This is a genomic window from Janthinobacterium sp. LPB2021202312-11-4 (assembly GCF_037049705.1).
Taxonomy (GTDB): Bacteria; Pseudomonadota; Gammaproteobacteria; order Pseudomonadales; family Pseudomonadaceae; genus Aquipseudomonas.
The window spans coordinates 15,506-34,318 of sequence record NZ_JBAGKV010000016.1 but is presented as its reverse complement, the minus strand read 5'-3'; the positions used below and the strand labels follow the sequence as shown (position 1 = coordinate 34,318).

Annotated in this window: 16 protein-coding genes; 4 read left to right on the top strand and 12 right to left on the bottom strand. The window is 58.7% G+C overall.

From position 1 onward, the window contains the following. Positions 1-7: 7 nt before the first annotated feature. From greA to grpE, 7 genes are all read right to left on the bottom strand, one after another. Positions 8-484 carry a transcription elongation factor GreA gene (gene greA, locus V5E99_RS17790; protein ID WP_499803614.1) on the bottom strand — a complete coding sequence of 159 codons (477 nt, stop codon included), beginning with the start codon at positions 482-484 and terminating at the stop codon, positions 8-10. After that, on the bottom strand, positions 481-3,702 hold the full coding sequence (gene carB / locus V5E99_RS17785; protein WP_499803613.1) for a carbamoyl-phosphate synthase large subunit: 3,222 nt from the start codon (positions 3,700-3,702) through the stop codon (positions 481-483). Before carB ends, greA begins: the two co-directional genes overlap by 4 nt. 118 nt (positions 3,703-3,820) lie before the next feature. Then, on the bottom strand, positions 3,821-4,957 hold the full coding sequence (gene carA, locus V5E99_RS17780) for a glutamine-hydrolyzing carbamoyl-phosphate synthase small subunit (RefSeq protein WP_499803612.1): 1,137 nt from the start codon (positions 4,955-4,957) through the stop codon (positions 3,821-3,823). 259 nt (positions 4,958-5,216) lie between these two features. Then, positions 5,217-6,023, bottom strand: a complete 807-nt coding sequence (dapB, locus tag V5E99_RS17775) for a 4-hydroxy-tetrahydrodipicolinate reductase (RefSeq protein WP_499803611.1) — start codon at positions 6,021-6,023, stop codon at positions 5,217-5,219. Positions 6,024-6,032: 9 nt separating this feature from the next. Continuing rightward, positions 6,033-7,157, bottom strand: a complete 1,125-nt coding sequence (dnaJ, locus tag V5E99_RS17770; protein ID WP_201194330.1) for a molecular chaperone DnaJ — start codon at positions 7,155-7,157, stop codon at positions 6,033-6,035. Between the two features lie 297 nt (positions 7,158-7,454). Beyond that, positions 7,455-9,371, bottom strand: coding sequence for a molecular chaperone DnaK (dnaK, locus tag V5E99_RS17765; protein WP_499803610.1), 1,917 nt, complete (start codon positions 9,369-9,371; stop codon positions 7,455-7,457). A gap of 102 nt (positions 9,372-9,473) precedes the next feature. Further along, positions 9,474-10,028 (bottom strand): nucleotide exchange factor GrpE, encoded by a 555-nt coding sequence (gene grpE / locus V5E99_RS17760; protein WP_059403175.1) that lies wholly within the window; start codon positions 10,026-10,028, stop codon positions 9,474-9,476. Positions 10,029-10,268: 240 nt separating this feature from the next. On the opposite strand from grpE, the gene recN reads away from it, so the two are divergent. Further along, complete coding sequence (recN, locus tag V5E99_RS17755; protein ID WP_499803609.1) at positions 10,269-11,942, top strand: DNA repair protein RecN; 1,674 nt, start codon at positions 10,269-10,271, stop codon at positions 11,940-11,942. Between the two features lie 76 nt (positions 11,943-12,018). On the opposite strand, the gene fur is transcribed toward recN, so the two are convergent. Continuing rightward, positions 12,019-12,423 (bottom strand): ferric iron uptake transcriptional regulator, encoded by a 405-nt coding sequence (gene fur, locus V5E99_RS17750; RefSeq protein WP_003197684.1) that lies wholly within the window; start codon positions 12,421-12,423, stop codon positions 12,019-12,021. Positions 12,424-12,520: 97 nt separating this feature from the next. Between fur and V5E99_RS17745 the strand changes: the two genes are divergently transcribed. Then, positions 12,521-13,048: an outer membrane protein assembly factor BamE gene (locus V5E99_RS17745; protein WP_499803608.1), complete on the top strand. Its 528-nt coding sequence runs from the start codon at positions 12,521-12,523 to the stop codon at positions 13,046-13,048. A gap of 60 nt (positions 13,049-13,108) precedes the next feature. Here V5E99_RS17745 and V5E99_RS17740 read toward each other — a convergent pair whose 3' ends face one another. Genes V5E99_RS17740 through V5E99_RS17730 form a run of 3 tightly spaced genes read right to left on the bottom strand, consistent with a single transcriptional unit; the run spans position 13,109 to position 15,261 of the window. Continuing rightward, positions 13,109-13,411: an RnfH family protein gene (locus tag V5E99_RS17740; RefSeq protein ID WP_499803607.1), complete on the bottom strand. Its 303-nt coding sequence runs from the start codon at positions 13,409-13,411 to the stop codon at positions 13,109-13,111. A gap of 4 nt (positions 13,412-13,415) precedes the next feature. Next, entirely contained in the window at positions 13,416-13,850 is a 435-nt protein-coding gene (locus tag V5E99_RS17735; protein WP_499803606.1) for a type II toxin-antitoxin system RatA family toxin, read from the bottom strand. Between the two features lie 7 nt (positions 13,851-13,857). Beyond that, positions 13,858-15,261: a sodium-dependent transporter gene (locus V5E99_RS17730; RefSeq protein WP_499803605.1), complete on the bottom strand. Its 1,404-nt coding sequence runs from the start codon at positions 15,259-15,261 to the stop codon at positions 13,858-13,860. Here V5E99_RS17730 and smpB point away from each other — a divergent pair. Beyond that, on the top strand, positions 15,248-15,862 hold the full coding sequence (gene smpB, locus V5E99_RS17725) for an SsrA-binding protein SmpB (protein WP_499803604.1): 615 nt from the start codon (positions 15,248-15,250) through the stop codon (positions 15,860-15,862). The two genes, V5E99_RS17730 and smpB, sit on opposite strands and share 14 nt — an antisense overlap. Before the next feature lie 119 nt (positions 15,863-15,981). On the opposite strand, the gene V5E99_RS17720 is transcribed toward smpB, so the two are convergent. Next, positions 15,982-16,749, bottom strand: a complete 768-nt coding sequence (locus tag V5E99_RS17720) for an FCD domain-containing protein (protein WP_499803603.1) — start codon at positions 16,747-16,749, stop codon at positions 15,982-15,984. 261 nt (positions 16,750-17,010) lie between these two features. Between V5E99_RS17720 and V5E99_RS17715 the strand changes: the two genes are divergently transcribed. Continuing rightward, a complete protein-coding gene (locus V5E99_RS17715) occupies positions 17,011-18,705 on the top strand; it encodes a lactate permease LctP family transporter (protein WP_499803602.1) in 1,695 nt (564 codons plus the stop codon). Positions 18,706-18,813: the final 108 nt, after the last annotated feature.

Sequence of the window (18,813 nt, the reverse complement as noted above, 5' to 3'; positions counted from 1 at the left end):
CCTTCTTTCAGATGTGGCGGACTTCGACAATCTCGTACTCGATAACGCCGCTAGGCGTTTTGACCGCGACCACATCACCTTCTTCCTTGGCGATCAAGGCGCGAGCCAGTGGCGAACCCACCGAAATCTTGCCCAGTTTGAAGTCAGCCTCGTCCTCACCCACGATGTGATAAGTGACGGTTTCGTCGGTCTCGACGTTGGCGATTTCAACGGTGGTGCCGAAAATCACTTTGCCGTTGTGAGGAATGGTCGTGACATCGATGATCACCGCGTTCTGCATGCGGCCTTCAATGTCACGAATCCGCGCCTCGACCATGCCCTGCTGCTCGCGGGCAGCGTGGTATTCGGCGTTTTCCTTCAGGTCACCCAACTCGCGGGCCGTACCGATGTCCTGGCTGAGCTTCGGACGGACGACCTTGGTCAAGTGAGCGTGTTCTTCTTCCAGGGCTTTGGCGCCCTGGACGGTCATTGGGTATTTGATCATGCCTTCAATCCTGCGTGTAGGTCCTGCAAGCGGCGCACGGTCTTCTCGGGACCGAACTTCAGCGCTTCGCAGATAGCTTCGCCAGCAGCAATGGTCGTGGTGCAGTAGATCTTGTGCTGCAAGGCATTACGACGAATGGAGTAGGAATCAGCGATCGACTGACGGCCCTCGGTGGTGTTGATGATCAGGGTGACTTCGTCATTCTTGATCATGTCGACCACGTGCGGACGACCTTCGGTCACCTTGTTCACACGACGCACTTTCAGGCCTGCGGCTTCGATCAGCTTGGCAGTACCGGCGGTGGCGACCACTTCGAAGCCCAAGTTGATCAGATCACGGGCCACGCCTGCAACCAGTGGCTTATCGTCGTCACGCACGCTGATGAACGCAGTACCGCCGGTCGGCAGCACTTCACTAGCGCCCATCTGGGCCTTGGCGAAGGCTTCGCCGAAGGTGTCGCCCACGCCCATCACTTCACCGGTGGACTTCATCTCCGGGCCCAGGATCGGGTCCACGCCAGGGAATTTGGCGAATGGGAACACCGCCTCTTTCACGCTGTAGAAGTTCGGAATGATTTCTTTGGTGAAACCAATTTCTTTCAAGGTTTTACCCGCCATCACGCGAGCCGCGATCATGGCCAGGGAAACACCGATGCACTTGGACACGAACGGTACGGTACGGGAAGCGCGCGGGTTGACTTCGATGACGTAGATGTCTTCGCCTTGCAGCGCCAACTGAACGTTCATCAGACCGACAACGCCCAGTTCCAGGGCCATTTTCTTGACCTGTTCGCGCATCTCGTCCTGGATGTGCCCAGGCAGCGAGTACGGCGGCAGGGAGCACGCGGAGTCACCGGAGTGAACGCCTGCCTGCTCGATGTGTTGCATGATCGCGCCGATCACCACGTCGGTGCCGTCGCAAACCGCATCCACGTCCATTTCGATGGCGCAGTTGAGGAAGTGGTCGAGCAGCACCGGGCTGTCGTTGGACACTTTCACCGCGTCACGCAGGTAGCGCTTGAGCTCTTCTTCTTCGTAAACGATTTCCATCGCGCGGCCGCCCAGTACGTAGGACGGACGAACCACCAGCGGGTAACCGATCTTGGCGGCGGCACGGATCGCTTCGTCTTCGCTGCGCACGGTGGCGTTAGGCGGCTGACGCAGGTTCAGGCGCTCAACCATTTGCTGGAAGCGCTCACGGTCTTCAGCACGGTCGATGGCGTCAGGGCTGGTGCCAATGATCGGCACGCCGGCTTCTTCCAGGGCGCGAGCCAGTTTCAGCGGGGTTTGGCCGCCGTACTGGACGATCACGCCTTTTGGCTTCTCGACCCGGCAGATTTCCAGCACGTCTTCCAGGGTCACTGGTTCGAAGTACAGGCGATCCGAGGTGTCGTAGTCAGTGGACACGGTTTCCGGGTTGCAGTTGACCATGATGGTCTCGTAACCGTCGGCGCGCAGGGCCAGTGCCGCGTGTACGCAGCAGTAGTCGAACTCGATGCCTTGGCCGATACGGTTAGGACCGCCGCCCAGGATCATGATCTTGTCGCGGCCCGACGGCGCGGCTTCGCACTCTTCCTCGTACGTCGAGTAGAGGTAAGCGGTGTCGGTAGCGAACTCGGCCGCGCAGGTATCAACGCGCTTGTAGACCGGGAAGATTTCCAGCTTGTGACGGTGGCGACGCAGGTTTTTCTCGGTCACGCCCAGCAGCTTGGCCAGACGCATGTCGGAGAAGCCTTTGCGCTTGAGGCGGAACATCATGTCTTTGTCGATGCTGGCCAGACCCAGGGTCTTGACCTTCTCTTCTTCCTTGATCAGATCTTCGATCTGCACCAGGAACCACGGGTCGATCATGTTCATGCCGAAGATGTCTTCGACCGACAGGCCGGCGCGGAAGGCGTCAGCCACGTACCAGATACGCTCGGCGCCCGGCACGGTCAGTTCGCGCTTGAGCACGCTCATGCTTTCCGGGTTGCTCAGGTCGAGCTTCTCGTCCAAGCCGCAAACGCCCACTTCCAGACCGCGAAGGGCTTTTTGCAGGGATTCCTGGAAAGTCCGGCCGATGGCCATGACTTCACCGACCGACTTCATTTGCGTGGTCAGGCGCGCATCGGCTTTCGGGAATTTTTCGAAGGCGAAGCGTGGCAGCTTGGTCACGACGTAGTCGATGGACGGCTCGAAGGACGCAGGAGTGGCGCCGCCAGTGATTTCGTTCTGCAATTCGTCCAGGGTGTAGCCGATCGCCAACTTCGCAGCAATACGCGCAATCGGGAAACCGGTGGCTTTCGAGGCCAGGGCCGAGGAACGGGATACCCGTGGATTCATCTCGATGACAACCATACGGCCAGTGTCCGGGCAGATGCCGAACTGGACGTTGGAGCCGCCGGTTTCCACGCCGATCTCACGCAGTACCGCCAAAGAGGCGTTACGCATGATCTGGTATTCCTTGTCCGTCAGGGTCTGTGCTGGCGCAACAGTGATCGAGTCACCGGTGTGCACGCCCATCGGGTCAAAGTTTTCGATGGAGCAGACGATGATGCAGTTGTCCTTCTTATCGCGGACAACCTCCATCTCGTATTCTTTCCAGCCGATCAGGGATTCGTCGATCAGCAGCTCTTTGGTCGGCGACAGGTCCAGACCACGGGCGCAGATTTCTTCGAACTCTTCACGGTTGTAAGCGATACCGCCGCCGGTGCCGCCCATTGTGAAGGACGGACGGATGATGCACGGGAAGCCGAGCTTCTCGAGGACCGTGTTGGCCTCTTCCATGCTGTGGGCAATACCCGAACGCGGGCAGTCCAGGCCGATGGATTTCATCGCCTTGTCGAAGCGCGAACGGTCTTCGGCCTTGTCGATGGTGTCAGCGTTGGCGCCGATCATCTCTACGCCGAACTTCTCCAGAACGCCTTCGCGTTCCAGGTCCAGTGCGCAGTTCAGAGCGGTCTGGCCGCCCATGGTTGGCAGCAACGCGTCCGGACGCTCTTTCTCGATGATCTTGGCAACGGTCTGCCATTTGATCGGCTCGATGTACGTGGCGTCGGCCATGTCCGGGTCGGTCATGATGGTCGCTGGGTTGGAGTTCACCAGGATGACGCGGTAACCCTCTTCGCGCAGGGCTTTGCAGGCCTGGGCGCCGGAGTAGTCGAATTCACAGGCCTGGCCGATAACGATCGGGCCAGCGCCGAGAATCAGGATGCTTTTTATGTCTGTACGTTTTGGCATGGGTTTGTCACTCAAATCCGCAGGTCAGTCGGCAAGCCGTCTTGTTCAATCTGTGAAGCCTTGAGGGGGCCGCCGGTCTCGGGACCACCCTCAAGCTTTGCTGCATCAGTGCCAGCGATTAGCGTCGCTTGGCCATTTCGTTGATGAAGCGATCGAACAGAGGCGCTACGTCGTTCGGGCCAGGGCTGGCTTCAGGGTGACCCTGGAAGCTGAAGGCGCTCTTGTCGGTACGCTCGATCCCTTGCAGGGTGCCGTCGAACAGCGATTTGTGGATCGCCCGGACGTTGGCTGGCAGGGTCGCTTCGTCTACCGCAAAACCGTGGTTCTGGCTGGTGATCATCACAACGCCGGTGTCCAGATCCTGGACCGGGTGGTTGGCACCGTGGTGGCCGTGACCCATTTTCAGGGTCTTGGCGCCGGAAGCCAGAGCCAGCAGTTGGTGACCGAGGCAGATGCCGAATACCGGAATCTCGGTTTCCAGCACGTCCTTGATCGCCTGGATCGCGTAGTCGCAAGGCTCCGGGTCACCCGGGCCGTTGGACAGGAACACGCCGTCCGGCTTCATGGCCAGAACGTCAGCGGCCGGAGTCTGAGCCGGCACTACGGTCACACGGCAACCGCGCTCGACCAGCATGCGCAAGATGTTCAACTTGACGCCGTAGTCGTAGGCAACCACGTGGTACGGCAGCTCGGAGGCGTCGATGGTCGCGTGGCTGTCGGTTTTCAAGTCCCAGACAGTCGAGCGCCACTCGTACTTCTCTTTGGTGCTGACGACTTTCGCCAGGTCCATGCCTTTGAGGCCAGGGAAGCCTTGGGCAGCAGCGATGGCCGCTTCTTCGGAGATGTTATCGCCGGCCATGATGCAGCCGTTCTGCGCGCCTTTCTCACGCAGGAGGCGCGTCAGGCGTCGGGTGTCGATACCCGCGATCGCCACAACGTTGTTGGCTTTCAGGTAGTCGGACAGGGACATCGTGTTACGCCAGTTGCTCGCAACCAGTGGCAGGTCACGGATGACCAGGCCAGCGGACCAGACACGGTCGGACTCGGCATCTTCCGGCGTGGTGCCGGTGTTGCCGATGTGCGGGTAAGTCAGGGTAACGATCTGTTGGGCGTAGGAAGGATCGGTAAGGATTTCCTGATAGCCGGTCATGGCGGTGTTGAACACCACCTCACCAACGGTTTGACCGTCGGCTCCAATGGCTTCGCCGCGAAAAATGCTGCCATCAGCAAGGGCGAGTATGGCTGGCTTAGTCAAGAAGACCTCCCGTAAATAAAGCCTGAAAGGGCGATCGCAGGTTGTAAAAAAGCGGAGTGACGTATGGACACGTCACCCCGCTTCTTCACTGAATTATTCTGCGCGCTTTTAGTGGACACACTAAAGCTGTAGCTTACAGAAAAAGGCATTTTTGGTCTACCGCCAATGAGCCTTAAAGGCCGGGGAATGCGACAGGACGTCGCTTGGCAGTGTAAAACCGGGCTCAAAACACTGTTTGAACCCGATTTCGGGGCGCATCTTAACGCAGATCGAGCACGTCTTGCATGTCGTAAAGGCCAGGCTCGCGCCCATCAAGCCACAATGCAGCACGCACCGCGCCTTTGGCGAAGGTCATGCGACTGGATGCCTTGTGCGTGATCTCAAGGCGCTCGCCCTCGCAAGCGAACAGCACCGTATGATCGCCAACCACATCACCACCGCGAACAGTCGCGAAGCCGATGGTATCCCGCTCACGGGCACCGGTATGACCTTCACGACCATAGACCGCGACCTTCTGCAGATCACGATCCAACGCACTGGCGATCACCTCCCCCATGCGCAGGGCCGTACCTGAAGGTGCATCGATCTTGTGCCGATGGTGCGCCTCGATGATTTCGATATCCGCCTCATCACCCAGCACACGTGCCGCCATATCCAGCAACTTCAGCGACAGATTCACACCCACACTGAAGTTAGCCGCGAACACGATCGGAATATCCTTGCCCGCCTCAACCAGCAACTGCTTCTGCGCAGCATCCAGCCCGGTCGTACCGATCACCATGGCCTTGCCTGACTTGCGGCAGAACGCCAGGTTTTTCAGCATGACTTCCGGCAGCGTGAAGTCGATCAACACATCGAACTCTTCCGCCACCGACTCCACATGACCGGACAACGGCACGCCGATACGACCCAGCGAAGCCAGCTCACCGGCATCCACGCCAATCAGCGTGCTGCCAGGACGCACGATGGCCGCCGTCAGACCGGTCAGCGGCGCGCGCTGCTGCACGGCCTCGACCAGGATTTTGCCCATGCGCCCGGCAGCGCCCATCACAGCTATACGTCGCATGCCGACTCCTTACAAATCGCCGAAGAAGCGTTTCACGCCTTCGAACCAACCGGTGGTTTTCGGCGAATGGCTGTTGTCGTCCGCCAGGGAGCTGCGGAACTCTTCCAGCAATTCGCGCTGACGACGACCCAGGTTGACCGGGGTTTCGACCGCTACACGACACATCAAGTCGCCAGCACCGCCGCCACGCACCGGCGCAACGCCTTTGCCGCGAACGCGGAACTGCTTGCCGGTCTGAGTCCCTTCCGGGATTTTCAGTTTGACCCGACCGTCGAGGGTCGGAATCTCCAGCTCGCCGCCCAACGCCGCATCGACGAAGCTGATTGGCACTTCGCAGAACAGGTGCTTGCCGTCGCGCTGGAAGATCGCGTGCTCGCGCACATTGATCACAACGTACAGGTCGCCGGTCGGGCCGCCCTGAGCGCCCGCCTCGCCTTCGCCGGACAGGCGAATGCGATCACCGGTATCAACACCGGCCGGCACTTTGACGGAAAGGGTTTTGTATTCTTCGACACGACCTTCGCCGTGGCAGGAATCGCACGGGTCGGAAATGATCTTGCCTTGGCCATGGCAGCGCGGACAAGTTTGCTGCACCGAGAAGAAACCTTGCTGCATGCGGACCTGACCGATACCGCCACAGGTTGGGCAAGTGATCGGCGCAGAGCCTTTCTTGGCGCCCGAACCGTCGCACGGCTTGCAGTTGACCAGTGTCGGAACACGGATATTCACGGTCGTGCCGCGCACCGCTTCTTCCAGGTTCAGCTCCAGGGTGTAGCGCAAGTCGCTGCCGCGCTGAGCGCCGCCACGGGAACCGCCGCGACCGCCACCGAAGAAGTCACTGAAGACATCGCCAAAGATGTCGGAGAAGTTCTGACCGCCAAACCCGGCACCGCCGCCACCCATGCTCGGGTCGACACCGGCATGACCGTACTGGTCGTATGCCGCGCGCTTGCTGGAATCGGACAGTACTTCGTAGGCCTCGTTGGCCTCTTTGAACATCTCTTCCGACGCTTTGTCGTCAGGATTACGGTCCGGGTGGTGCTTCATCGCCAGGCGACGGTAGGCCTTTTTCAGGTCCGCTTCGCTTGAGCCGCGCTCAACACCCAACACTTCGTAATAGTCACGCTTTGCCATAAGTCTTTGCACTCTTAAGGACGTCCGGCAAACCCCTCCTGAGCTCTGCCAAACTCGTTGAGCCCCAATACAGGCCCGGACCCAACTCACGTCAATTCAACGATCCTGGTCTTTGATTCATTGCGGTACTTGCGGCTCGAAAAGCAGGAGCATTCCCGGCCATACCACCAACACGCGAGCGTTGTCGCATGCTGTAAAAATTCGCTTACTCCAGACACGCCAACGCGGGAGCAAGCTCCCGCGCGGCGACATCCTACCAGTCACCGCCTAAAGGCAGTCAACCGGCCGACCAACAACTTACTTGTGGTCTTTGACTTCTTCGAACTCAGCATCGACAACGTCGTCAGCTTTTTCGGCTTTTTCGTCGTGCGGTGCAGCGCCTTCAGCGGGCTGAGCCTGCTCGGCGTACATTTTCTGAGCCACTGGCGCGGAGACTTTCGACAGCTCTTCAACCTTGGCGTCGATTGCAGCCTTGTCGTCGCCTTTGACGGCGGCTTCCAGGGCAACAACAGCAGCTTCGATTGCAGTCTTCTCTTTAGCGGTCACTTTATCGCCAGCATCAGCGATCATTTTGCGCGTCGAGTGAACCAGTGCATCGCCCTGGTTACGGGCAGCGGCCAGTTCTTCGAACTGACGATCTGCGTCGGCGTTGGTTTCAGCATCGCGAATCATCTGCTGAATCTCTTCCTCGGACAGACCGGAGTTGGCCTTGATCACGATCGACTGAGTCTTGCCAGTAGCCTTGTCCTTGGCGCCTACGTGCAGAATGCCGTTAGCGTCGATGTCGAAGGTCACTTCGATTTGTGGCACGCCACGTGGTGCTGGTGGAATCTCGGCCAGGTCGAACTTGCCCAGGGACTTGTTCTGAGCCGCTTGCTTACGCTCACCTTGCAGCACGTGAATGGTCACGGCGCCCTGGTTGTCGTCGGCAGTCGAGAACACTTGCGATTTCTTGGTAGGAATCGTGGTGTTTTTCTCGATCAGCGCGGTCATCACGCCGCCCATGGTTTCGATACCCAGGGTCAGCGGGCTAACGTCCAGCAGCAGAACGTCTTTCACGTCGCCGGCCAATACTGCGCCCTGAATAGCAGCGCCCATCGCAACTGCTTCGTCCGGGTTCACGTCTTTACGTGCTTCTTTACCGAAGAACTCGGTCACCAGCTTCTGAACCAGTGGCATACGGGTCTGACCGCCAACCAGGATCACGTCGTTGATCGCGCCAACGTCGATACCGGAGTCTTTCAGAGCGATGCGGCATGGTTCGATGGTGCGTTGAACCAGGTCTTCAACCAGCGCTTCAAGCTTGGCGCGGGAGATTTTCACGTTCAAGTGCTTAGGACCGGTGGCGTCTGCAGTGATGTACGGCAGGTTCACGTCGGTCGAATTGCTCGAAGACAGTTCGATCTTGGCTTTTTCAGCGGCTTCTTTCAGGCGCTGCATGGCCAGCGGGTCACCCTTAAGGTTCATGCCGCTTTCTTTCTTGAATTCGTCAACGAGGTAGTCGATCAGACGAATGTCAAAGTCTTCACCGCCCAGGAACGTGTCACCGTTGGTGGCCAGAACTTCGAACTGGTGCTCGCCATCGACTTCAGCGATTTCGATCACGGAAACGTCGAAAGTACCGCCACCCAGGTCGTAAACGATCACGGTGTGATCGCCTTTCGCCTTGTCCATGCCGTAAGCCAGAGCGGCCGCGGTTGGTTCGTTGATGATACGTTTAACGTCCAGGCCCGCGATGCGGCCGGCGTCTTTGGTCGCCTGACGCTGGCTGTCGTTGAAGTAGGCCGGAACGGTAATCACCGCTTCGGTCACTGGCTCGCCGAGGTAGTCTTCGGCGGTCTTCTTCATTTTCTTCAGGATTTCAGCCGAGATCTGTGGCGGCGACATTTTCTGGCCGTTCACTTCAACCCAAGCGTCGCCATTGTCAGCCTTGGCGATTTTGTACGGGACCATCTTGATGTCTTTCTGTACGACTTCTTCGTCGAACTTACGACCGATCAGACGCTTCACCGCGTACAGGGTGTTGTGCGGATTGGTCACAGCCTGACGCTTGGCCGACTGGCCAACCAGGATTTCACCGTCGTTGGCGTAAGCCACGATCGACGGAGTAGTACGGGTGCCTTCAGCGTTTTCAATAACTTTGGCTACGCCGTTTTCCAGCACGGAGACGCAGGAGTTGGTGGTCCCCAGGTCGATACCGATAATTTTGCCCATGTTAACTCTCCCGAAACTTTGGATTTGGTTGCCGCAGCAGTGGTGGCTAACTGCGGTAGCACTTAAACGCTTGACTTCTAAATGGGGGCCTTGCGGCTAATTTCAAGCCTGCTCATCAATCGAAGGCGAAACCGGCGCTGGAGCCTTGCTGACCACAACCATGGCCGGGCGCAGCAAGCGACCGTTGAGCTGATAGCCCTTCTGAAACACCTTGAGCACGCTGTTCGGCTCGACATCGGCGCTTTCTTGCATGGCCATCGCCTGGTGATGAACGGCGTTGAACGGTTCGCCATGCGGATCGATCGCTTCCAGCTGATAACGCTTCAGGGTGTCCTGGAACATTTTCAGGGTCAGCTCGATGCCTTCGCGCATTGGGCGGATGCTTTCGTCGTCCGGGTTGGACAACTCCAGGCCACGCTCCAGGCTGTCGATGATCGGCAGCAGGTCGCCAGCGAATTTTTCCAGCGCAAACTTGTGAGCCTTTTCAACATCCTGCTCGGCGCGACGGCGGACGTTCTGCAGATCAGCCGCTACACGCAAAGCCTGATCCTGCGCACCTGCCAGTTGCTCTTCGAGCACTTGTACACGAGCCGCCAAGTCTTCACCCGAAGCCTCGGCGTCTAGATTTTGCGTATCCACTGTCTGTTCGTCAGCCATAGATTTCTCCTTTCAATATCGTCCGCGAGCTCAACTCGCGCTTCTGCCCAGCTATATGGGGCCGCAAAATTCAGCTTCAAGGGGTTTGCCGCGATTAACCCTACAAAAAGAGCTGCATTGTCATTCCCTGATGCGCTAACGATTTCGTCGGACCAAGCAAATCGAGCTAACGCAGGGCATTGTCAGCCGCAAATAAAACACTGTATAAATAACCAGACCTAAAGCCTGGGAGCGGCCTTTATGCTGGTGCACCTGTCCGTACACAACTACGCCATCGTTGAACATCTCGATCTCGAGCTCGATCGCGGGATGAGCGTGATCACAGGGGAAACCGGCGCCGGCAAGTCGATCATGCTCGACGCCCTGGGCCTGACCCTGGGCGATCGCGCCGACAGCGGCGTTGTCCGCCCCGGCGCCGACAAGGCCGACATCCTGGCGACTTTTGACCTGGTCGACATCCCGGAAGCCAGCGCGTGGCTGGCCGAACGCGACCTCGAAAGCGACGGCCCGTGCATCTTGCGCCGGGTGATCACCGCCGAAGGTCGTTCACGTGGCTATATCAATGGCACGCCCTGCCCCCTCGGCGACCTCAAGTCCCTGGGCGAGCTGCTGATCGACATCCACAGCCAGCACGAACACCAATCCCTGCTCAAGACCGACACCCACCGCCACCTGCTGGATGAATACGCCGGCGCGACCGACCTTGCCCGCCAGGTGCAATTGGCGGCCCAGCGCTGGCGCCAGACCCGCCAGGAATTGGAGCGCCTGTCCAACTCCGGCGACGAGCAACGTGCTCGCCACCAACTGCTGAGCTATCAGCTCGAAGAACTGGAAAACCTCGGCCTCGGCGAAAACGAACTGGAACAACTGGAGCAGGAACACAAGAACCTGACCAATGCCGAAACCTTGCTGGGCATTTGCCGACAAGTGGTCGAGCAATGCAGCGAAAGCGACTCCGGCAATGTGCTGAACGCGCTGACCGCCAGCCTCAATCGCTTGTCGAGCGTCAACAACTCGATAGGCGCCCTGGGCGAAGCGAGCAGCCTGCTGACCAGCGCGCAGATTCAAGTGGAAGAAGCCGTCGGCGAACTCAACCGCTTCCTCGACAACTTCGACGCCGACCCGGCGCGCCTGCAATACCTGGAAGAACGCCTCGATGCGATCTACACCCTGGCACGCAAACACCGCATTCAGCCAACCGAAGTCGCTGAAATGCAGCAAAAGTTGCTGGATGAAATCGAAACCCTGAACGCCAACGACGAATCCATCGAACGCCTGAGCGATGAACTGGCGTCCTACGCTCGTCATTATCAAGAGAAGGCGCGCGACCTCAGCGACCTGCGCCATCAGGCCTCAGGCAGCCTGGCCAGCGCCGTGGAGCAGGAAATCCAGCGTCTGGGCATGCCCGGCGGGCGCTTCACCATCGAACTACGCCCCAACAGCAGCAATGAATTGCTGCCCAATGGGCTTGAACAGGTAGAACTACTGGTCAGCGCCAATCCCGGGCAACCGATGAAGGCATTGGCGAAAGTAGCGTCGGGGGGTGAACTTTCACGCATCAGCCTGGCGATTCAGGTCATCACTGCACAAACTTCCCGGGTGCCAACCCTGGTATTCGACGAAGTAGACGTGGGTATCGGCGGCCCGACAGCCGAAATCGTAGGTCAGTTGCTGCGCCGACTCGGTGAGCGCGGGCAAGTACTGACGGTCACTCACTTGCCGCAAGTGGCAGCGCAAGGTCACCAGCATCTGTTTGTGCACAAGGTGCGCGGCGAGGATGCGACCCACACGGCCGTGTCCAAGCTGAGCAAGAATGATCGCGTCGAAGAAGTCGCCCGAATGCTGGGGGGCATCGATCTGACGAAGGAGTCCCTGGCTCACGCGAAGAAAATGGTCATCACCGCAAAAATTTAAGCTTGGCAGAAAGCACGAAGGCGACCCTGGGGTCGCCTTCGCTCGTTTCGCGAACATTAATGTTCGCGCGACATGCTTACTTTTTCTTGCGTACGTACAGCACGAGATTGTGATCCACCATCTCGAAGCCGTACTTATCGACGATTGCCTTCTGAAGACGCTCGATTTCTTCGTCGAAGAATTCGATCACTTCACTGGTTTCGACGTTGACCATATGGTCGTGATGCTTGCCATCGTCCAGTTCGAAGACAGCATGACCGCCGTCGAAGTTGTGTCGCACCACAAGGCCAGCTGCCTCGAACTGAGTCAGTACACGGTAAACCGTGGCCAGACCGACGTCCTCACCAGCCTCCATCAGCGCCTTGTAAACATCCTCGGCACTCATGTGGCGTTGCTCGGCGGAATCGAGCATTTGCAGAATTTTGACCCGTGGCAGGGTCACTTTGAGGCCGGCTTTGCGTAGTTCGCTATTTTCAACCATGGTCAGCTTTCTCGCGATGCTGCTTCGCAGCTTCTCTTAATGCGGGTATGATCGGCGTTTACGTTGTCCCAGCCAAGATAGTGGAAGTCGCCCACCGATGCAAAACACCAAGCTCTTGCTAACCAGTTTCACCTTCGTGGGACTGCTCGCACTCGCCGGTTGTTCATTCCCCGGGGTTTACAAAATCGACATCCAGCAGGGCAATGTCGTCACGCAGGACATGATAGACCAGTTACGCCCGGGAATGACCCGTCGGCAAGTACGGTTTATCATGGGCAACCCTCTGCTGACCGACACGTTCCATGCCGATCGCTGGGATTACCTGTATAGCCTGCAACCGGGTGGTGGTGAACGCCAACAGGAACGCATAAGCGTTATCTTCAACCCTAATGACCAGCTTGTCAGCTTGTCGGGCGATTTTATGCCTGGCGTAAGCCGCGACGAAGCCATTCTCGGCAAGGAACCCGGCACTCCTGTGACCGCTCCTGCAGCAAACACCGAGAAGCCAAAACCGGAAAAACCGGTGAAACCAGGTTCGTTGCTGGACCAGATTCAGAAGGACGTCGACGGCGTAGAAACCGTTCCAGTCCCGACGCCAGCACCTCTGGACACCACGCCGCAATAATTTGCGACGCAATAAAAAACCCGGCATGCCCGGGTTTTTTATTGTCTGGTGATTATCAAATCACTGATTTCTCGCCTTGGCCTCGGCAGCCTTGGCGGCGCGCAAGCGACGGACCTCTTTCGGATCAGCGAGCAGCGGGCGGTAAATCTCGATTCGATCACCCGCCCGAACCTCATAAGAGTCCGGATCAGCGATCACCTTGCCGAAGATCCCAACCGGGCAACTGGTCAGATCCAACCCAGGAAACTCGGCACCGATGCCGGACTTGAGCAGCATAGCCCGAACCATCGACCCCACCGGCACAGACACCGCCAACAGCACCTGACGATCCTCGGCGGCATACACCACCTCAACCTCGATCATCGACTCAACCATGCATCTGCTTGGCGCGCTGGCAAAATGCGTCCACCAGCGTGTTCGCCGCATGATTAAACAACGGCCCCAGGGTCGCACGCACGATCGGCCCGGCGTAATCGAACGACAGATCCAGGCTGATCTTGCACGCCTTCTCGCCCAATGGCTTGAACACCCAGACGCCGTGCAACTGATTGAACGGGCCTTCTTCTAGATTCATCTCAATCGAATGCCCGGGCACCAGCGTATTACGGGTCACAAAATGCTGACTCAAGCCCCCCTTCGCCACACCAACGCTGGCGCGCATGTGCTCAGGGGAGCTGTCCAGGACTTCGGCCGCCGAGCACCACGGCAGGAATTCCGGATAACGCGCCACGTCGTTGACCAGGTCATAGAGGGCTTGCGCCGGATACGGCAGCAGGGCCGAACGTTGAATATGGGTCGTCATGTCAGCGTCACTTCCACAGCTGGGCGGCAAACACTACAAGAATGCCGATGGGCGCCACATAGCGCATCAAGAACAGGGACAGGCCGAACAACACGGGACTGCGGATCGACAACTCGTCGCGCACCGCTTCACGGCCCATGATCCAGCCTGCAAACACCACGAAACACAAACCACCGAGTGGCAACATGATCCGCGAGGTGAAGAAGTCGATCACCCCAAAGAAGTCCAGGCCACCGGCCGCGCCCCATTGGTAGAGATGGAACATCCCGCCTTCGTTCACGAAAAATTTGGCTTCCTTCCAGATATTGAAGGAGAACACCGTGCCCAGGCCGACGAACCAGCAGGTAAATGCCAGCCAGAATGTCACCCACGCGCGGCTGATTTTTGTGCGTTCGACCAGGTAAGCCACCATAGGCTCGAGCAGCGAAATCGCCGAACTCCAGGCTGCAACCGCGACCAGCACAAAGAACACTACGCCCATCAACTGGCCGAACGCTACGTTACCGAAGGCAAATGGAAGGCTGACGAACATCAGGCCAGGGCCTTCGCTCGGGTTCAGGCCAGCGGCGAACACAATCGGAAACAATGCCAGGCCGGCGACCAGCGAAACAAAGGTATCGAGCAACGCCACGCCGACCACGGTGCCGGAAATCGACGAGTTCTTCGGCATGTAAGCGCCGTAAATCATGATCGACCCCACGCCCACGCTCAGGGAGAAGAACGCATGCCCCATCGCCGGCAGCAAGCCGTCGAGGACTTTTTCCGGGTGGAAGTCGAACATGAAATGCACGCCTTCCATGAAGTGGCCGGTGGTCATGCTGTAACCCAGCAGCACCAGAATCATCACGAACAGCAGCGGCATCATGATCCGCAGGCTGCGTTCAAGCCCGGCGACTACGCCTTTAGCGATCACCACAGCGGACAGCAGCATAAAAATCGTGTGCCAAAGTGTCAGGCGCCACGGGTCGGCGATCACATTGCCGAAATAAGCACCAACCTGGTCCGGTGTCACACCCTGGAAGTCGCCACGCCCCATATCAATGATGTAATCCAGCGACCAACCGCCGACCACACTATAGAAAGACAGGATCAGCAACGCCGTGATCATCCCGGCGAATGCGCCCCAGGACCACTTGCCCGAATGCCCCGCCTCGATCGCCAACACCTTCAAGGCGTTGGCCGGACTTTGCCGGGCGCGGCGGCCAATCAGGGTTTCAGCCAGCATGACCGGCACACCGATCAGCGCGATGCAGGCCAAAAACATCAGCACGAACGCACCGCCGCCATAGACGCCGACCATGTACGGGAATTTCCAGATGCTACCCAGCCCCACGGCCGAACCGGTCGCGGCGAGTATGAAGACCCAGCGGCTAGCCCAACTGCCGTGGACAGAAACCTTGTCTGTCGACATCGTTATCACGCCCAAGCGTTCAAAAAAGAGGCCGCATTGTCCGGGATTCAATCAACCTGCTCAAGCACGTAGCGATACCGTAGCCGACTCGCGTGCAACTCCCTATAATGCCGCCCCTATGGCTAAACAGAAGAAACACCCAACAGGGACCATCGCGCAGAATAAAAAGGCGCGACACGATTACTTCATCGAACACAAGTTCGAGGCTGGTCTGGTCCTGGCCGGCTGGGAAGTAAAAAGTCTGCGGGCAAGCAAGCTGCAGTTGGTTGACAGCTATGTGCTGCTCAAGGATGGCGAAGCCTGGCTGCTCGGCAGTCATATCACGCCACTGATGACCGCCAGCACGCACGTCATCGCTGATCCGACCCGCACCCGAAAGTTGCTGCTCAACCGCCGCGAGCTGGAAAAGCTCGCCACTGCGGTTCAGCAAAAAGGCTATGCCTGCGTGTGCCTGTCCTGGTACTGGAGCAAGCACATGGTCAAGTGCGAGATCGCGCTGGGCAAGGGCAAGAAGGAATACGACAAGCGTGATACCGAGCGCGAACGCGACGCCGGTCGCGAGTTGCAGCGCGCGGTGCGGAACAAGGGCAAGGAAGATTAATTTTCCTGCCTGAGTTTTGTGGCGCCGGCGAAAAGATCGCAGCCTGCGGCAACTCCTACATGGATACATGATCTATGTAGGAGCTGCCGCAGGCTGCGATCTTTCGCGTTTGAACGCAATCACATCCCCTTGCGCCGCTCCGCCCGAGCCATGCGCTGCACCTCCTGACGCACCTCTTCCAGCACTTCCTGCACATACAAAATATGTCGGCTGGAGATTTCCCGCGCCTGCTCCGCCCGTCCTTCGATAATCGCCAGGTACAACTCGCGGTGCTGACTGATCAGCATGTCCCGCGTCTCAGTACGTTGTTTGTACATGCCACCGATGTTGGTCACCACGTTGCGCTTGAGCAGGTCGAACAATCCGCGAATGGTGTGCAGCAACACCGCGTTATGACTGGCCTCGGCAATCGCCAAGTGAAATTTCGCATCCGCCGCGCCCTCCTCCACCCGGCTCACTTCATCGTGACGCGTGTAGCAATCCTGCAACTCTTCGAACGCCGCCGTCAGCCGTTCGCGATCCACATCAGTGGCGCGCAACGCCGCGTAATAGGCACAGGACGCTTCCAGGGTGTGGCGAAACTCGAGTAAATCACGCTGGGCTTCAGGGTTGCTTTCCAGCAGATGCAGCAGCGGATCGCTGAACGTCGACCCCAGAGAGTCCACCACATAATTGCCGCCGCCCTGGCGACTGACCAGCAAGCCCTTGGCCGCCAGTTTCTGAATGGCTTCGCGCAACGAGGGGCGTGACACGCCGAACTGCTCGGCCAATGCGCGTTCGGCCGGCAAGCGTTCACCTGACTTCAGCGTGCCCTCGAGAATCATCCCCTCAAGCCGCTCGACAATATCGTCAGACAAACGGCGCTGACGAATTTGATCAAACCCCATAACTCATTTCTCCACGATCCCGGCCGCTCGCCGGGCTCTCTATTCTGGCCTATCGGCGCCTTCGCAGCACCTACCGGACGACGCTTGAGCGGACAGATCAGATGCGTTCTGCACCGCTTATTCGACAAAAGTTTTAGGGCGGCAAATTGACACACCGCATACAAGGCTTTTACCCTAGCCAACAGCGATTGTAAATTGGTATTACCAATTAACCAAGAACGCTGACAGTGCCTGACCAACAACAATTAGGGGCCACCCCATATGCAAACCTGGCAACAGCTCTACAGCCCGCTCGGCAGTCTCGGCGTGTCCGCGCTCGCGGCCGTCATCCCAATCGTATTTTTCTTCCTGGCCTTGGCCGTGTTCCGCCTCAAAGGCCATGTGGCCGGTAGCATCACCCTGGCCTTGGCCATCATCGTGGCGATCTTCGCGTTCCAGATGCCGGTCGATATGGCCTTCGCCGCTGCCGGGTATGGTTTCGCCTACGGCTTGTGGCCGATTGCCTGGATCATCGTCGCGGCGGTGTTCCTCTACAAACTGACGGTCAAGAGCGGCCAGTTCGAAGTGATCCGCAGCTCCGTGCTGTCGATCACCGACGACCAGCGCCTGCAAGTGCTGCTGATCGGCTTCTGCTTCGGTGCGTTCCTGGAAGGTGCAGCCGGTTTCGGTGCGCCGGTAGCGATTACCGCCGCACTGCTCGTAGGACTTGGCTTCAACCCGCTGTACGCCGCTGGCCTGTGCCTGATCGCCAACACCGCACCGGTTGCGTTCGGCGCCTTGGGCATTCCGATCATCGTGGCCGGGCAAGTGACGGGCATCGACGCGTTCAAGATCGGCGCCATGACCGGCCGCCAACTGCCGCTGCTGTCGCTGTTCGTGCCGTTCTGGCTGGTGTTCATGATGGACGGCCTGCGCGGCGTTCGCGAAACCTGGCCAGCCGCGCTGGTGGCGGGCTTGAGCTTTGCCATCACCCAGTACTTCACTTCGAACTTCATCGGCCCGGAACTGCCGGACATCACCTCGGCGCTGGTCAGCCTGATTTCCCTGACCCTGTTCCTGAAAGTCTGGCAACCGCGCCGCGCCGCCGGCCAACACATCGCCGGTGCCGTTTCGGCGTCCGTGGTGACCGCCAGCGTCGGCGGTTTCGGCCAGAAGCGCACAACCGTGGCTTCGCCCTACAGCCTGCTGGCAATTTTCAAGGCCTGGTCGCCGTTCCTGATCCTCACCGTACTGGTCACGATCTGGACCCTGAAACCGTTCAAGGCGATGTTTGCCGCTGGCGGTTCGATGTACAGCTGGGTGTTCAACTTCGCCATCCCGCACCTGGACCAGATGGTGATCAAGGTCGCGCCGATCGTGACGGTACCGACCGCGATTCCGGCCGTGTTCAAACTTGATCCGATTTCCGCGACCGGCACGGCGATTTTCTTCTCGGCGCTGATCTCGATGCTGGTGCTGAAGATCAACTTCAAAATTGGTCTTACCACTTTGAAAGAGACCTTCTACGAATTGCGCTGGCCGATTCTGTCCATCGGCATGGTGCTGGCGTTCGCCTTCGTCACCAACTACTCGGGCATGTCTTCGACCATGGCCCTGGTATTGGCGGCGACCGGCGCAGCGTTCCCGTTCTTCTCGCCGTTCCTCGGCTGGCTGGGCGTGTTCCTGACTGGCTCCGACACCTCGTCCAACGCGCTGTTCAGCTCGTTGCAAGCAACCACCGCGCACCAGATCGGTGTCAGCGATGTGTTGCTGGTGGCCGCGAACACCAGCGGCGGCGTGACCGGCAAGATGATCTCGCCGCAATCGATCGCCGTGGCCTGCGCCGCGACCGGGCTGGTGGGCAAGGAATCGGATCTGTTCCGCTTCACCCTCAAGCACAGCCTGTTCTTCGCAACGATCGTTGGCCTGATCACCTACATCCAGGCCTATTGGCTCACCGGGATGCTGGTGCACTAAGGACTACAGACAGCGCCGAAAAAACCGACGCCGGACCACGATTCCGGCGTCAGCTATTCACAACCCGGTCTGTAAGGCTGCTGAAAGCTTCCGGCTCTATATTCAGCA

Excerpts from the sequence above, each read along its gene's own strand:
- greA (WP_499803614.1), bottom strand. The coding sequence starts at position 484 with ATGATCAAATACCCAATGACCGTCCAGGGCGCCAAAGCCCTGGAAGAA.
- carB (WP_499803613.1), bottom strand. The coding sequence starts at position 3,702 with ATGCCAAAACGTACAGACATAAAAAGCATCCTGATTCTCGGCGCTGGC.
- dapB (WP_499803611.1), bottom strand. The coding sequence starts at position 6,023 with ATGCGACGTATAGCTGTGATGGGCGCTGCCGGGCGCATGGGCAAAATC.
- dnaJ (WP_201194330.1), bottom strand. The coding sequence starts at position 7,157 with ATGGCAAAGCGTGACTATTACGAAGTGTTGGGTGTTGAGCGCGGCTCA.
- dnaK (WP_499803610.1), bottom strand. The coding sequence starts at position 9,371 with ATGGGCAAAATTATCGGTATCGACCTGGGGACCACCAACTCCTGCGTC.
- grpE (WP_059403175.1), bottom strand. The coding sequence starts at position 10,028 with ATGGCTGACGAACAGACAGTGGATACGCAAAATCTAGACGCCGAGGCT.
- recN (WP_499803609.1), top strand. The coding sequence starts at position 10,269 with ATGCTGGTGCACCTGTCCGTACACAACTACGCCATCGTTGAACATCTC.
- fur (WP_003197684.1), bottom strand. The coding sequence starts at position 12,423 with ATGGTTGAAAATAGCGAACTACGCAAAGCCGGCCTCAAAGTGACCCTG.
- V5E99_RS17745 (WP_499803608.1), top strand. The coding sequence starts at position 12,521 with ATGCAAAACACCAAGCTCTTGCTAACCAGTTTCACCTTCGTGGGACTG.
- V5E99_RS17740 (WP_499803607.1), bottom strand. The coding sequence starts at position 13,411 with ATGATCGAGGTTGAGGTGGTGTATGCCGCCGAGGATCGTCAGGTGCTG.
- V5E99_RS17735 (WP_499803606.1), bottom strand. The coding sequence starts at position 13,850 with ATGACGACCCATATTCAACGTTCGGCCCTGCTGCCGTATCCGGCGCAA.
- V5E99_RS17730 (WP_499803605.1), bottom strand. The coding sequence starts at position 15,261 with ATGTCGACAGACAAGGTTTCTGTCCACGGCAGTTGGGCTAGCCGCTGG.
- V5E99_RS17720 (WP_499803603.1), bottom strand. The coding sequence starts at position 16,749 with ATGGGGTTTGATCAAATTCGTCAGCGCCGTTTGTCTGACGATATTGTC.
- V5E99_RS17715 (WP_499803602.1), top strand. The coding sequence starts at position 17,011 with ATGCAAACCTGGCAACAGCTCTACAGCCCGCTCGGCAGTCTCGGCGTG.